At 27.9% G+C, this 14,773-nt stretch carries 15 protein-coding genes and 3 pseudogenes; 5 read left to right on the forward strand and 13 right to left on the reverse strand.

Annotated elements, in window-relative coordinates:
- Positions 1 to 4 precede the first annotated feature (4 nt).
- Positions 5 to 328, forward strand: coding sequence for a DUF6787 family protein (locus NHF47_RS14000; RefSeq protein ID WP_252765521.1), 324 nt, complete (start codon positions 5 to 7; stop codon positions 326 to 328).
- A 25-nt stretch (positions 329 to 353) separates the two neighbouring features.
- Here the strand turns inward: NHF47_RS14000 and NHF47_RS14005 are convergent, their stop codons facing one another.
- Genes NHF47_RS14005 through msrA form a run of 3 tightly spaced genes read right to left on the reverse strand, consistent with a single transcriptional unit; the run spans position 354 to position 2,036 of the window.
- Positions 354 to 656, reverse strand: a complete 303-nt coding sequence (locus tag NHF47_RS14005) for a hypothetical protein (protein ID WP_252765522.1) — start codon at positions 654 to 656, stop codon at positions 354 to 356.
- A gap of 55 nt (positions 657 to 711) precedes the next feature.
- A complete protein-coding gene (folE, locus tag NHF47_RS14010; protein ID WP_252765523.1) occupies positions 712 to 1,386 on the reverse strand; it encodes a GTP cyclohydrolase I FolE in 675 nt (224 codons plus the stop codon).
- A gap of 8 nt (positions 1,387 to 1,394) precedes the next feature.
- A complete protein-coding gene (gene msrA, locus NHF47_RS14015) occupies positions 1,395 to 2,036 on the reverse strand; it encodes a peptide-methionine (S)-S-oxide reductase MsrA (RefSeq protein ID WP_308219270.1) in 642 nt (213 codons plus the stop codon).
- A 148-nt stretch (positions 2,037 to 2,184) separates the two neighbouring features.
- Between msrA and NHF47_RS14020 the strand changes: the two genes are divergently transcribed.
- A complete protein-coding gene (locus NHF47_RS14020; protein ID WP_252765524.1) occupies positions 2,185 to 2,856 on the forward strand; it encodes an ABC transporter ATP-binding protein in 672 nt (223 codons plus the stop codon).
- A gap of 5 nt (positions 2,857 to 2,861) precedes the next feature.
- A pseudogene (locus NHF47_RS14025) lies at positions 2,862 to 3,368 on the forward strand (DUF2400 domain-containing protein); the annotation flags it as partial.
- A 37-nt stretch (positions 3,369 to 3,405) separates the two neighbouring features.
- On the opposite strand, the gene NHF47_RS14030 reads toward NHF47_RS14025, so the two are convergent.
- From NHF47_RS14030 to NHF47_RS14050, 6 genes and pseudogenes are all read right to left on the reverse strand, one after another.
- Positions 3,406 to 4,254 (reverse strand): hypothetical protein, encoded by an 849-nt coding sequence (locus tag NHF47_RS14030; protein ID WP_252765525.1) that lies wholly within the window; start codon positions 4,252 to 4,254, stop codon positions 3,406 to 3,408.
- Entirely contained in the window at positions 4,241 to 4,867 is a 627-nt protein-coding gene (locus tag NHF47_RS17315; protein ID WP_374670180.1) for an AAA family ATPase, read from the reverse strand. Before NHF47_RS17315 ends, NHF47_RS14030 begins: the two co-directional genes overlap by 14 nt.
- A gap of 969 nt (positions 4,868 to 5,836) precedes the next feature.
- Positions 5,837 to 6,214, reverse strand: a pseudogene (locus NHF47_RS17320) (hypothetical protein); the annotation flags it as partial.
- A gap of 95 nt (positions 6,215 to 6,309) precedes the next feature.
- The gene (locus NHF47_RS14040; protein ID WP_252765527.1) at positions 6,310 to 8,103 is read right to left on the reverse strand and encodes a recombinase family protein; all 1,794 of its coding nucleotides are present in this window, start codon (positions 8,101 to 8,103) and stop codon (positions 6,310 to 6,312) included.
- Between the two features lie 103 nt (positions 8,104 to 8,206).
- The gene (locus tag NHF47_RS14045) at positions 8,207 to 8,788 is read right to left on the reverse strand and encodes a hypothetical protein (protein WP_252765528.1); all 582 of its coding nucleotides are present in this window, start codon (positions 8,786 to 8,788) and stop codon (positions 8,207 to 8,209) included.
- A 261-nt stretch (positions 8,789 to 9,049) separates the two neighbouring features.
- Positions 9,050 to 9,724 carry a hypothetical protein gene (locus NHF47_RS14050; RefSeq protein ID WP_252765529.1) on the reverse strand — a complete coding sequence of 225 codons (675 nt, stop codon included), beginning with the start codon at positions 9,722 to 9,724 and terminating at the stop codon, positions 9,050 to 9,052.
- 382 nt (positions 9,725 to 10,106) lie between these two features.
- Between NHF47_RS14050 and NHF47_RS14055 the strand changes: the two genes are divergently transcribed.
- Positions 10,107 to 11,507, forward strand: coding sequence for a hypothetical protein (locus tag NHF47_RS14055; protein ID WP_252765530.1), 1,401 nt, complete (start codon positions 10,107 to 10,109; stop codon positions 11,505 to 11,507).
- On the opposite strand, the gene NHF47_RS14060 is transcribed toward NHF47_RS14055, so the two are convergent.
- Entirely contained in the window at positions 11,504 to 12,181 is a 678-nt protein-coding gene (locus NHF47_RS14060) for a recombinase family protein (RefSeq protein ID WP_252765531.1), read from the reverse strand. The two genes, NHF47_RS14055 and NHF47_RS14060, sit on opposite strands and share 4 nt — an antisense overlap.
- A 164-nt stretch (positions 12,182 to 12,345) precedes the next feature.
- Complete coding sequence (locus NHF47_RS14065; protein ID WP_252765532.1) at positions 12,346 to 12,636, reverse strand: hypothetical protein; 291 nt, start codon at positions 12,634 to 12,636, stop codon at positions 12,346 to 12,348.
- 200 nt (positions 12,637 to 12,836) lie between these two features.
- Here NHF47_RS14065 and NHF47_RS14070 point away from each other — a divergent pair, with 200 nt between their 5' ends.
- Positions 12,837 to 13,835 carry a DNA cytosine methyltransferase gene (locus NHF47_RS14070; protein WP_252765533.1) on the forward strand — a complete coding sequence of 333 codons (999 nt, stop codon included), beginning with the start codon at positions 12,837 to 12,839 and terminating at the stop codon, positions 13,833 to 13,835.
- A 41-nt stretch (positions 13,836 to 13,876) separates the two neighbouring features.
- On the opposite strand, the gene NHF47_RS14075 is transcribed toward NHF47_RS14070, so the two are convergent.
- The gene (locus tag NHF47_RS14075) at positions 13,877 to 14,323 is read right to left on the reverse strand and encodes a hypothetical protein (RefSeq protein ID WP_252765534.1); all 447 of its coding nucleotides are present in this window, start codon (positions 14,321 to 14,323) and stop codon (positions 13,877 to 13,879) included.
- 35 nt (positions 14,324 to 14,358) lie between these two features.
- Positions 14,359 to 14,773: pseudogene (locus tag NHF47_RS14080) on the reverse strand (hypothetical protein); the annotation flags it as partial.

Genomic DNA, 14,773 nt, shown 5'->3' on the forward strand with positions numbered 1-14,773 from the left:
CTACATGAAGAAACTGAAACAACGCTGGAATATTACTTCCAATTGGCAACTTCTCATCATTTTTATTGTTTTTGCTATAACAGGTTCTACTGCTGCATATATTTCTAAACCTATTACAAATGCCATAGGAATAACAAAAGAAAGCATGTCATTATGGTTGTATTGGCCAGTTCGATTGCTGCTTATTTTTCCTTTATACCAAGTCTTGTTAGTTTTAATTGGTACTTTTTTCGGACAATTTAAGTTTTTTTGGGAATTTGAAAAAAAGATGCTTTATAAAATGAAATTAGGTTTTATCGCTAATTTTTTTGATAATAAATTCCAATAAAAAATCCCGAGATATTCGGGATTTTTTATTCTTCTTTTTTTATTACATATTGATAAATCCAAGTAATGGTAAACGTAGGAATAAAATCGATAAAAGGAAAGGCCTCTTCTATAAATCCAATGATACCCGCTACTTTTCCCGTCATTCCCTTATACATATATAGTAAAAGTAAACCCGAGATAGGTGCCCAAATTACATCGGTAATTTCAGCAAACAAAGGAACAATGTAGGAAAGCATGCCTATTACATCAAATAAAATACTCAAGAGTAATTTTGATTTTTTACTAGATGCTTTGGGTTTAGTTATGATTTGAGCTTCTTCAGCCATTTAAAAAAAATTAAAAATTAATCTACTGAAAGATAACAAAATAAATGCCAAAAAATTATTCTTTCTTAATTAATTTATAAAAATCATCTCGAAACGCTTTCTCTTTAAAAACGCCTCCATATTGCAAAGTAGAAGTAAAACTACTTTCATCTTTAATCCCTCTACTAGAAACACATAAATGGGTTGCTTCAACCACAACAATAACATCTTCAGTATTTAGAACCGTTTTCAATTCATTAAAAATTTGCATAATCATGCGTTCCTGAACTTGTGGCCTTTTTGCATAATAATCTACAATTCTATTCAATTTAGATAATCCAATTACCTTTCCAGAAGATACATACCCAATGTGCGCTTTTCCTACAATTGGTAAAAAATGATGCTCACAAGTGGAATTAAAACTAATATTGGCTTCCACTAACATCTTATCATAATGGTAGGAATTATCAAAAACCGAAATTTTTGGCTTATTCGCAGGATTTAATCCTGAAAATATTTCTTGAACAAACATTTTAGCTACCCGATGCGGCGTCCCTTTTAAACTATCATCTGTAAGATCTAAACCTAATTCTTTCATAATTACAGCAAAATGCTCTTCAATAACTTCCATTTTAGCTTCATCTGATTTATCAAAAGCATCTTTCCTCAATGGCGTTTCAGCCGAAGTCATTTGATGATTATCTCCTATAATCTCAAATATTTCTTTTTCAAGTTGCGTATTCATTTTCATTCCCTTTCTTATTTCAATTTCGATTTGTAGTATTTTCTCAATTTCTCCAATTTTGGAGCAATTACCATTTGACAATATCCTTGCAATGAATTTTGATTGTAATAATCTTGATGGTATTCTTCTGCTGGATAAAACTCACTTGCAGCGGTTACTTGGGTCACAATGGGATTAGCATATAATTTCTCTTTGGTAAGCCACTCAATATAATGCTCTGCTTTTTCTTTTTGCTCCAAAGAATAATAGAAAATCTCACTTCTATATTGGGTTCCAGAATCAGCTCCTTGTCTATTTAAAGTAGTAGGGTCATGCGTGCCAAAAAATATTTCTAATAAATCTTGATAAGCAACTTCTTTTGGATTAAAAGTAATTTGAATAGCTTCTGCATGACCTGTAGCACCTCCGCAAACTTCACTATAAGTTGGATTCTTCGTCTTTCCTCCTATATATCCTGAAGTTACTTTTTGAACTCCTTTCACTTCTAAAAAAATGGCTTCAGTACACCAAAAACAACCACCAGCAAATGTGGCAACTTCTAAATTTTCGTTCATAGTAACGGCTATTGGTTCTTTAAATTCTTTTGGTTTAAACTTCCCTTCTTGAGAATGGCAAGCTTGTAAAATAAAAAAACTAACTAAAATTAAATATTTCATGTTATTCTTTTTTTGTTTAACAAATATACTAAATAAGTTAAACAAATTTACATTTTAACTTATATTTATTATTTACGAAAATAAATTGTATCAGGTTTAAAATTCAGAATTAGAAAAAAAATAGTTTCTTTGTACAAATGATTGAAAGATGATTAAGGCAACAAATTTACATAAATATTACGGCAGTCTTCATGTATTAAAAGGAGTCGATTTACATATTAAAAAAGGAGAAATTGTATCTATAGTTGGAGCTTCAGGAGCAGGAAAAACCACTTTATTACAAATTTTAGGAACCTTAGATAAACCAACAACTGAATCTGGAACTTTTTTAGAAATTAATGGTGAGGAAGTAACTCCAATGAAAGACAAAAATTTGTCGCGCTTTAGAAACCAACATTTAGGTTTTATTTTCCAATTTCACCAACTTTTACCTGAATTTACAGCTTTAGAAAATGTTTTTATCCCTGGATTAATTGCCAAAAGAGATAAAAAAGAAGTGGAAGCGGAAGCTACAAAATTATTAGATTATTTAGGTTTATCACATCGCTTACATCACAAACCTAGTGAACTTTCAGGAGGAGAACAACAACGCGTTGCGGTTGCTCGTGCTTTAATTAACAAACCCGCAGTAATTTTTGCAGACGAACCTTCTGGAAATTTAGATACGCATTCTGCAGAAAATTTGCACCAATTATTCTTTAAGTTAAGAGATGAATTTGGACAAACCTTTGTAATTGTAACCCACAATGAAGATTTAGCAAATATGGCAGATCGCAAATTAACTATGGTGGATGGTAATATTAAGGCTACCAATGAATAACAATAATGACAAAAGAACAGCTTAAAGAATTTCTAGACGAAAAGGTAACCTTATACAACAATCCTAATTTTATTGAAACCGATCCTATCCAAATTCCACATGCTTTTTCTAGTAAAGAAGACATTGAAATTGCAGGATTTTTAGCTGCTACGATTGCATGGGGAAACCGAAAAATGATTATCAAAAGTGCCCAAAAATTAATGGATGCAATGGGTAATGCTCCCTTTGATTTTGTCATGCATCACACCGCAAAAGATTTAAAAAAGTTAGATCATTTTGTACATCGTACCTTCAATAACTTAGATGCAATTACGTTTATTCAATCGTTACAAAATATCTATAAAAATCACAACGGGTTAGAAGCTGTTTTTCACAAATTCAGCGAAAAACATTCGACTCAAAAAGGAATTTCTGAATTTAAAAAAGTGTTTTTTGAAATTCCACATGCCTCTAGAACTACCAAACACATTTCAGACCCATTAAATAATTCAGCCGCTAAAAGAATCAACATGTTGAAACATATAATTAAGGTAGCTTAAATTTATAAAATCAACTTTTTTTAACATAATTTAAAAAGTCAGGATGATTTATTAATGCTAATGTTAGTATTGCTTCCCAGTAGTTAAATCCATGTTTTAATTGATTTTCAAATTGAGAATTAATTACAATTTTTTGGATTATTGAATATTCTAATTCCTCAAGAGAGGCCTTTACCATACTCACTAAAGGACTAATTACAGAATCAATAGATGCGGAAAATCTTTCACAAAGGTGTAACCTATCATAATGTGTTTCAATAATTGAAAAAAAAATGGGGTCAATTTCATTAATATTTTTAATGAAGAACTCTACCTTTGGAGTAATATTATCAAAATTTAAATTAACAAATAAATATTGAGTGTTTGGAAGTATGTCAAGATATAAATTAAGAAAATATGGTTTTCCATTATTTTTCCAATATTTCCCTTTATATGAATTACATTCAGTACAACTTGGAAATAAATTAAGTGGGTTTACAGAAAATTCACTGAATTCTTCTTTAGGTAGTATGTGGTCAAAAGAATTAATATTATTTATTGTACAGTTTTGGCACCTTGAAATAATTCTACCATCAATAGTTGTAACTTCTAGTAAAAGTTCTTGTATAAGCTTTCTTTTAAAATTATAAAGACCAAGTAAATCTTCTTTTTCAATTCCAGAGTAATTATAAGGTAGTGTTGATATTAAATCATTTGCCGCATTATTTTTAATAAAGGAATCATACAGAATACTAATGTTAGGGTGGAGTGCTAATAACCTGTCTTTATATAATATGTCACTAGCTCTATTACTTGTAGAATTTACAACATTTTTGTGGAATTCAAAAGGCTCTCTTTTTGATTGATTAAGATTTTTCATTTCGCTCAATTTGACTAGCTATATACAATTTTGCATTTAGGCTTAAAGGTGTATCATCTGTTGTTAATATTTTTACAATTTCTTCAAATGATTTATCGTGTGAAACCAACTCTTTTATAATTTCTTTGTACATTTTGGAAACATCACGATTTCCAAAAACATCTTCCGTGAGTTTAGATAAGTTTTCTCCAAAAGATTCTATTTCAATTTTTCTTATTGATGGAAGATTTTCACGTCTTTCCATGATGAATACATTTTTAGATAATAATTCTTGAATTATTAGTGGTGAATGCGTTCCAATAATACAAAAAGATTGAAACTTATCAACTAACTGATAAATTGTATTTATAAGTTCACTAATCGCATTTGGATGTAAATGTGTCTCTGGTTCATCATATAATATTAAAGAATCGTAACGAATATTAGCTACTATTTCAGTAATGATAAAAAGCAATATATTCTGTCCTGAGCTCATTTTATCCTTCGTTTCATGAAACTTTGGAATATCAACTTTATATAGATTATTGTAATTTCCATCGTTATCTTCTATAATAAATTGACGTAAAAGCTCTTCATCAACTATTTGTGATAAAATTTGTATCCACATTGACATTCTTTCTTTTGCTTTAATTTTTTTCCATGAATTGTGGAATCTAAGCAATAATTTTTTGGAATCAATTAACTCACCATTTTCATCTTTTAAACCACAATAAATATATTGTGATTTATTTGGGATTGAAGATGATTTAAATGTATCAAATATACTATAAGAAACATGAATTAATTTACTAAATCCAGGAATTCTAGGGTTAAAAAGTTTCTCATTATTGGTTAATATATTCTTCGGGAGTGAGTTTAGTAATTGTGTTTTACCTGTACCGTTTTTACCTATTATAGCATAAATTCTGTTTGAAATTATCTCATCTGGATAAAAACCATATTTATCAAGGTTATTTGCTGGAAACTCAAATTTAATATCAATTGGACTTTGTGAGTAAATTGGTTGAAATTCATATTTAAATTCAAAAAGTTTTGAAAGGTCATAATTGAGTATCTTATACTTTATGATTCGTAAAAGTCTTTCTGTATCATCACTTCTAATTAATGAATTTACAAATCTGTGGTGATTTTCAAACGCCTCTAGTTTATCAGGATAAAATGCGCAATCCCCAATTGATAATAAAATAGTAAAAAAATCTTCAGGGAATAATTCAAAAAGAGATAAATAAAACTGCTCTTTTTGTCCAAGTGAACAAAATTTTTGAGGTATTATTGAAAAACTTCTAGGAATTGAATTAATTGTTTCTTTATCGCCTTTTGTCATTATCTTAATGTCTCCAAAATTTTCAATCATTTCAGTTTTATTCCAGTAGCTTAACGAAAATGTTGTTTTATTAGAATAATCGTCCCAATCTCTTTCATATAAAATGAAATATTCAGATAATGCTGAAATCTCAGGTGGAATTTTTTCATATTTTTCAATTACAAAAAAACTAAACTTTTCTTTTCTAAACTCTACTCCATATAAATCATCTTCAGTTAATTTTGTTATTCTATAAAAATTATTGATTTCATCTTTTTTTAAATGAAGATTATCATCTTCGAGTTCGTTATTTATTGCAAATAAGAGCAATGCAAGTTCACCTGAATTAGAAACAAACTTTGGAGAAATTATCTCCTCAATAAGTCTTATAAAGGCTTTTGTATCATTCAAAATGTTTAAATAATCAAGCAATACATCATCAAATGTCCATGTTTTATTGTCTAAATTATTTTCTATTTCTTCTTTAGCATTTAAAAAAATGTTATCTATTGCTGGCATAATATCAAGTTCCCATATTTCAGATAAAAAATTATATCCTAGAGGAGATTGAATTTCAGTTTCATTCCAAAAAGGTTTTGCTTTAGATGATACTAAATAATTATATATTTTTTCTTTAGTGTTAAATGATATTTTCATGAAATAGAATTTAACCAAAAATATAAAATTATACTAACTCTATAATTAGAAAGAACTTATTTAAAATCTTTTAATAATGGTAATTTAACTTATAATCAATTCAAATTAATCAATTCTTCATAAGTAAAAGATAATTTCTCATTAACATAAGTTAATCTCTCATCTCCAATAAAAGTTTCACTAAACGGGTTTCTTAATTCATCATCATGAATTATATCTTTTCTAATATATTCTCCATTCTTGGTTTTTTTGATTAATCCTAGTTTAATTAATTCATTAAATCTTTTTTTATGTAATTCATATTCTGCTTTACCTTTAAAACGTATTCTTTTTAGAACTCTATTTCTATCTTCTTCTAATTGTTCTGGACTTATAGCCTGATTTCTATAATTTAGAATCCAGTTAAATTCATATAAAGATGATTTTGCAATGAAAGTTGATACCTCATCATAATTTCTATATTTTATTTTAAAAGTGAAATTTCCACCATGGGAATTTGGTGCCCTATCATAATCAATATCAATCCTTTCAATTAGTGAGTTAACCATTTTTTTTAAAGATATAAAGTCAATATCTTTAATATAACTTTCGATTGTTTCTCTTGTCTTTGAATTTCTCTCTTGATTTGAAGCGATAATCAGTTTTTCTTTTAAATATTCTATTTCTCTTTTTGATTTAATTATTTTCCTTTTAGATTTTAGATATTCACTTTGAATTTTTTCATCATCTAAAAAATCAGGATTAATAATTAAATTATATAATTTATTCAACTGTTTAGTTTCAGTTTCTATAGATTGTTTCTTTTTACTCAATTCATTGTTTAACAAAACAACTTCCCCTTCATTCTTTGGAGCATGAATAAGCATTTCTTTTAAAGTTTTACTTTCAAAAAGATGTTTTATTATAAATGTGTCCATTTTTTCAATATTTACTCCTCTATTATCTTGACATACATGTTTAGTAGAAATAGAGCGACCCCAACATTTGTATTGAGAGTTGGTTATTTCTTGTCTTTTCTTCCCAAAATATCTTTGTCCACACTTAGAACAAAAAAGAACCTCATCTAGTAGATATTTGAATTCCTTCTTTTTACCAACTTTTATTCTTTTACTTGCATAAAATTCGTTTACTTTATTAAAATAATCTTCTTCAAATACTTTGATTGGAATTTCTGTTTCAACTCTATTTTCTTTATCATTTTTTGACCAAATTCTTTTACCTATGTAAATTTTGTTCTTTATAATTCCATCAATTGTTACACCTCTCCATTTAGAGTTCTTTCTTGTTGGAATTTTTAATTCATTTAATTTATTCGCAATATGATAATTACCCAATCCTTCAAGTTTCCAAGCAAAAATTTTTTTTACAACCTCAATTTCATTTTCTTCCAGAATAAAATTATTGTCTTTGTCTCGTGTGAAACCATAAGCAATGAGCCCGTGAGTTTTACCTTTTAAAAACTTTTTTTCATTAGCACTTTTTACCTTTAAACTAGTCATAGAAACATGATAACTGTTTACAAGTGAAAGAATTGAAGCCATTAACATGTTTGTAGCATCATCAAGTTTGTATTCATTTCCAGCTGGATAATAAGCTACTTTATTGTTTATACATTCCGCAGAAAAATATATCCATATATTTGAATCTCTTTCAATTCTCGATTGGTCAAAACAATAAACATGAGTTATTTTTTTCTTTGAAATAAGTTTCATCATTTCTCCAAAAGCAGGTCTAATTTTTTTTGTTCCAGAAACTCCTTCATCAACGAAAAACTCATATTTTATCCCCAGCTTATTTGCTAATTTTAAACCACCCTCTTTTTGTGACTCAATAGAATAATCTTTTTTTCCTGATTTTGAATTTGAAGTTCTACAATATATAGCTAACATAGTTTTTGTTTTTATTAAGTTGATTCTATTAAAAAAAACAGCCAGTTATTATCTAAAAAAATGACTGCTTTTTTTAAGTATTTTGATTAATCTAATTATTCTCTTAATCTAAAAATGATACAAAATCATAATTTACAAATCCATCATTTCTTTGGATTCTTGCAAAGTATTTTTCATTTGAAATTGACAACATAAACCCCATTAAATCTTCTTCTTTTACAACCCAAATACTTTTTGACTTTCCATTTATATCCTGTAGGTTGACAAAAAAATCATATTCCTTATCCATACTTTCGTAAATGAACTCTTCAATAGTTTGTTCTTCAGGAATCCAACGAATAGGTTCAAGAATTTCAATTGAATTTTGCATCATTTCAATCTTACATCGAGTACAAATCATATCTGAATCGTGGTATTTGTCTTCATCTTCCCAGTATTCGTCTATAGATTCTATTAACCCAATGAATTGAATATTAAGCAAGCAATTAAGTGTTTCAAACAATTCATCTTTGTCGACATTATAGCTTTCAAAATGATTTTCTTTTTCTTTCGAATAATCTCTTAACCCAGACATAAAATTTACTCTCCAAAATGGATTAATAAAATCAACGGTTCTCCCTTTCATAAATTGACACAATAGGTTAAACTCTCTTTCGGTTAAATTGGCATAAATACTTTTTCTCATAGTGTTTGTTTTTTAATTAATAAATTAGTTAAGTCAGCATAAAAGAATCCCTGTTCGGATATTTCACCGAATATTTTCTACTGATTAACAGTGTTTTATGTTTTTTTGATTTCGTGAAAGATTACATTTCTTTCACTTTTTTTGAACTTTAATTTTCAAGCATTTTATTGCTTAATATCTGCGAGGATAGAAGGAAAATTTGATTCTCGCCAGCTTTATTTAATTTTTCTTCTCCATTGCATTGAGAATTGACTTTTATGATTAGGCCGCTTGAGCCACAAAAGCATCTATAATATCAGCTAAATCATCAAATTCCAATACTTCATGACTATTTAATCTTATTGCTTCATTAATTTGGTCTTCCAATAATTTCATTTCAGATTCAGTAAGGTTTCTTGCAATTTCACAGTCATCTTGCATTACATAAACTCCACCTTTTTTACCCTTTTCCCAAGCAATATTCAACATTCCATCAGTGTGAATTCCTAAGCGTACAAATAATGGTTGGACTTTTACTTCGATACCCAATGGAAAAACAATTCTTGAAATAATTTTTCTCATGAAAATTCTAACTCCAAAACAATTTGAAGTATAATATAAATCAACATATTTTTCGTTGTATTCACTAGCATTTGGATAGTCTGAATCAAACTGTTGTTTTAATTCATTGCAAACTTTAATAAATTTTGTAGGAAACTCATCTTTGCTTCTTCCAAAAGCATCATGAAGATAAGTGGTAACTGAACTAGTCAATAAAATATCCTCGATAATATTATGATTAATAAAAACGTTATCAAGATTTTTTCCAAATTTGTTAGCTTCTTCCATGACATTGATAATCAATTGAGCATAGATTTCTTCTTTTTTAGTATAAGAATCATTTTTCATGTAATTTAAAATTGCTTGTCTCATTGCTTTTTTGTTTGAAGTTTTCATAATGTTTGAGTTTTAAAATTGTTATTATTTCTTTCTTTTTAGGCAATAGATTACCTGTACTGGTGTCCCAATATTATTGTGATTAAATATTTTTTTTGATTTTGTTATTTCCTGATTCGGAATTTTGAAGTTCATCAACTACCTCTCGCTAGTGTAATGTTTCGTTTCATTTTTAGAAACTTATTGTTATTTAATTCCAATCCATAATCATCTGATTTTAAAGGTTATTAATTCATTTCAACAATACAAAGATATGACGGAAAAATGAGTAAAAAAAGCAAGTTCCAAATTCATACATATTTTACGCAAATAAGCTTTATCTTATAATTATTGATATTTTTGAGTATATTTGAATTTAAAAAAAAATTAAAAAGTCTATTTTATGTATAATATCACGCAATCATTAAATATTTGCATAAATTATGAAGGATTATTGACTGATAGTATAAGATTTAAAGGAGATAATTTTTCGAAAATCAATAAAATATTACTAATCATTTGCCTCACAACTGGTTTAGATATTAGACTTGTTACAGATTTAAAGTGGAAAGATATATTAAGTCTTGATTCAGAAAATGATTTTGATGTAAAAGACCAACTTACACTTCGTAATTATTTAATTCCTGTAACTCCTATAATTAAATCTAAGCTTTTAAATATTATCAATAGCTTAGATTTTAAGTTTGAATTAGAAGATTCCATAATTGAACAAATACCTGAAGAATACAAGAAGAATATTGACTTATTATATGAATCTATTGTTATAACTTTAAGTAGTAAAGAATACTATTTTTATAATCTAAAACTAAAGGAAGAGTTTATAAAGTTGTATGATTTTAAAACATACACGCAAAGGATATTTGGTAGAAAGGTGTTAGAAGTAAATGGATATAACAATAAGATAAGTAAGGATTTAAAACAACATTTTGGATTTAAATTAAATAGTGAACTACTAAACTTTCTTGGTTATCAATCTAAAGATGAAATTCATTTTGAAATACATAAAATCAATCTTATAGATGGAGGAAATATTGTAAAACTTAAAGACAAAAACTTTAACCAGGGATATTATTTTCAAAAATTCAACTCCTTTTTGCTTTTTTTGGAAAAAATAAATTCAAAAGAAAAAAATATAAATAGTATTAAATTGCTTTTAAAATTAAGCCTACATTTAGGAATTAGACCCTCATCGTTAATAAATTTAAATTGGGAAGATGTATTAATTATAAATGAAGATGAAAAAAGTATTGCAGTTATTGACACAATCTATTTAAAAAAATATAAACTTAGCCTATCTTCTCAAATAAAAGAAAGCTTATTAAGTTTCTTCGTTTTTTCTAATGACAAAAATAATTTTTCTGCATATCCAATAAAAGATAATTTAACAATTTTAAGGAATAAAGATTTACTTGAATACAAAACGAAACCTGTTCTGAACATTCCAATATTCACTATGAATTCAGGAAATAGAATTACCCAACCAAGTTTGTCAAGAGAAATTAAAAAATGCCTAAATCAATTTGGTTTTAGACATTCAGACAAGTTTAAATCATTTTCTACTTCAATAATGTTTGGAAGGAGAATACTTGAAATAAAAGGAGACCATAAACCAACCATTCAAAAACTAAAAGAACATTTTAATTTTAGAAGTGAAAAAGACTTATTTGCTTTCTTGCATATTGATGTAGAAACTGAAAAGGGAGAATATAAATTTCGAGATAAAAAAAGGAGAAATATGTTTGAAGAAATTGCATATGATTTTGAGAAATATAATTTTTATTAAGGATTTAATTCCAAATATCTTTTATACAATCGATATACACTAGTGGAACTATGCATTTTTCCCTTAGTGGTTTTAAAATTTAATTCATTTAATTTATTTGCAATCTTTTCATAACCTATCCCTTTTTCTTTATATTCTATAATTAAAGCTGTTGCTTGAATATTTGCTTTATTATTCCTAGCTTTTTGTTTTATACTTTCAACACCTTTTCTCCGTGCATCAGGGGTTAAATTCTTTGGAGAACCTAATTTAATTCCTTGTTTTTTTCTTTCTAAAAGAGCCAATTTAGTTCTACTTGAAATTGCTTCTCTTTCAGCCTGTGCCATTGTAGCATATATACCAAGACTCATCGTGTTAAAACTAGGCATATCTAAAGCTTTAATTTCAATGTTATTTTTGGCAACACGGTCACGTAATTGGAATAGAAATGAAATTGAGCGTGAAAGTCTATCTAATTTAGCAATTATGAGAGTACAATTATGTTTCTCACATAATCTTATTGCCTTTTCCAATCCTTCACGTTTGTCGTTTTTTCCACTTTCTTGTTCTGCAACTTCTCCGAACAATTCTCCACTAATGCTTTTTATATAATTTTGAACAGAAGTTTTTTGAGCTTCAATTCCTAAATTTTGTTTTTGAGTTGAAGTACGATAATATGCTATAAATTTTGTCATTATAAAATTTTACGGATGTTAAACGTTCGTTTATGATTTGTAATACTTCCACGAGTGTACAAGGAAATAGTTTCCCGTGCCAGCTTTTTTTGATTTTTTTTCAGTTTTATGAAAAATAAAAAGCCCTACTATTAAAGTAAGGCTCATAATCAAATTTGGAATAATTATTTTCCCTCGATATAATCAATTACATCAACTAGCATGTCACAATAACAGCCTTCAACGGTTTTAACAAGGTCTCTGTGTTGGTTATAGAAATATATAGTATAATCATCTACCCAACGCAAACGAACTTGAACCCAACCTTGGAGAATTATTCCGTTTACCATAAAACTCAATCCGCCTTGAAATTCTTTCGATTCTGATATTGCAGCGAAATTAGTTGCTCCCCATGCCAGTAATGCGGAACGGTCCGCATATTTAATTTGATTTAGTATTGTTCTGGCGATTTCCATTGTTGTATTTTTCATAATTTATAGTTTTTAATAGTGTACACCACGAGTGTACAAGGAATTTTGTTCCTGCGCCAGCTTTTTTTAATTTTTTTTCACTCGGGAATCCTTGTGAATAGGGAGATTGTGAAATTTTAATCTTTTTAATTCTTTAAAAATCGGTCTTTTCCCCATGGCGGAAATATTTATCAATAAAGATAAATATGATAGATTTTAAAAATGAGGGAATTAATGTACTTTCTCTATTTGATGGCGTTTCCTGTGCCAAATTAGCATTAGAAAAAGCGGGAATTAAAATAAACAAATATTACAGTAGTGAAATTGATAAAACAGCTTTAGCAATTCAAAAGCATCATTATGAAAATGATACTAATTTTATTCAACTTGGAGATGTAAAGAATATAAATGGCTTTGAATTATCTGATGAGGTTGATTTAGTGATTTTTGGTAGTCCATGTACTAATTTAAGCAGTATAAATCCAATAGATAGAAGAGGATTAGAAGGCGATGAATCAAAGTTGTTTTATGAAGCATTAAGAATTTTAAAAGAAATTAAAAACTCTAAATCAGCTAATAAAAAACTCTATTTTTTAATGGAAAATGTAGCAAGTATGAAGGCAAAAGACAGAGATATAATTACTTCTGAACTACAAAATATATTTAATGATGTTGAGGTTTTAAAAATTGATTCTGCTCTAATAACTCCAGCCCATAGAAGAAGATTATATTGGACTAATATTCCGAATGTTTCAATTCCAAAACCAATTGAAATTAATTATTCAAGTATTTTAGAAAACGGTTATGTGGACCGAGAAAAAGCTAATGTCATTCTATCGGGAAATGTAACTTTAACCAATGGGATATTTAGACATTTTAAGATGAATATTGGAAACATAATATATAAGGATAAAAGTTTTGTGGAATTACCTATTGAAGAAAAATTGTTGAGGTATCCATCGATATTAGAACAATCTGGGTATTTTGGAAAATCGGGAAGTAACCCTAATGAATTAGATTTTCCAAACGGTTGTTACCGTCACCCAAGTATTAAAGAATACTCAAGATTGATGACCATTCCTGAAAACTATGTTGATGGTGTTCCAAAAATATCTAAAACGGAAAAACTTAAAACTTTAGGTTTAGCTTTTTCTGTTGATGTTGTTGCTCATCTTGTCAAAAGTCTAAAATCCCAAATTGAGTAAAATTGTTTTACAATATAAAAGAGCCGTTATCGGCTCTTTTTTTATTGGGATATTTTCAAAAGTGAAACTCCATAAGTATATCTGTCTGATGGCACAAAGAATCCTGACACACAATTAACTTCAAAAGTATATGAACCCAATCCTGTTTCAAAATTCAATAAATATTCATTTCCTTGGTTCCTTTTGGTATTAAATTCATATTTTTCAGAATAACGAAATTTAAAAGATTCATCTTCTACCCACACATTACTATTTGGTTCTTTTTTCCAACTTTTCCCATTTTTACCAATAAATTGAAATCTTCTTCTTCCATAATAATCATCATTTTTCATTTCCCAAGTCCCTTGAATTGAATTGATAATATCTTCATCATTTTTCCATGATTGAATTTCACTACATTTTAAACCTGTACCCTCATTTGTGGCTTTATTATTGCACCCTGTTAATACAAGTAGTATAAACCCAAATAAATAAAAAGTTGCTTTCATTCTATTATAATTAATTATTAAAATTTCTCTATTCTTTAAAAATTACGAATTGCTCTAACATGTAAAGTAATATTCGGATGTGGAGATTCATATTTGATTACTGAATCTGGGTAATTAGAAGGCAATCCACCTAAATCAATTATCCAAGGACATACTGGACAGCTATTACCACTCTGATTTTGAGACGAACTCCAAAGTGTTTCATTAATACTAAAACAATCCAAACAAGCTGGTCCATACTTATAATACTGATAGACTTTAGTCAATTCATCTTTTGATGGTAAATACCAATCATCTTTACCATTTTGTATTAAGTCATTACATAATTTAGCAGCATAGACACCATTTCCGCTTCCGAAATAAGTTACTATTTTATTTGTGTTTTCTGCTCCTGTACCTATTGAAGTTCCTAAACCTGTTATTATACTATATGGTCCATCTCCTTCGTAG

It is taken from the genome of Flavobacterium sp. NRK F7, assembly GCF_024054195.1.
GTDB lineage: Bacteria > Bacteroidota > Bacteroidia > Flavobacteriales > Flavobacteriaceae > Flavobacterium.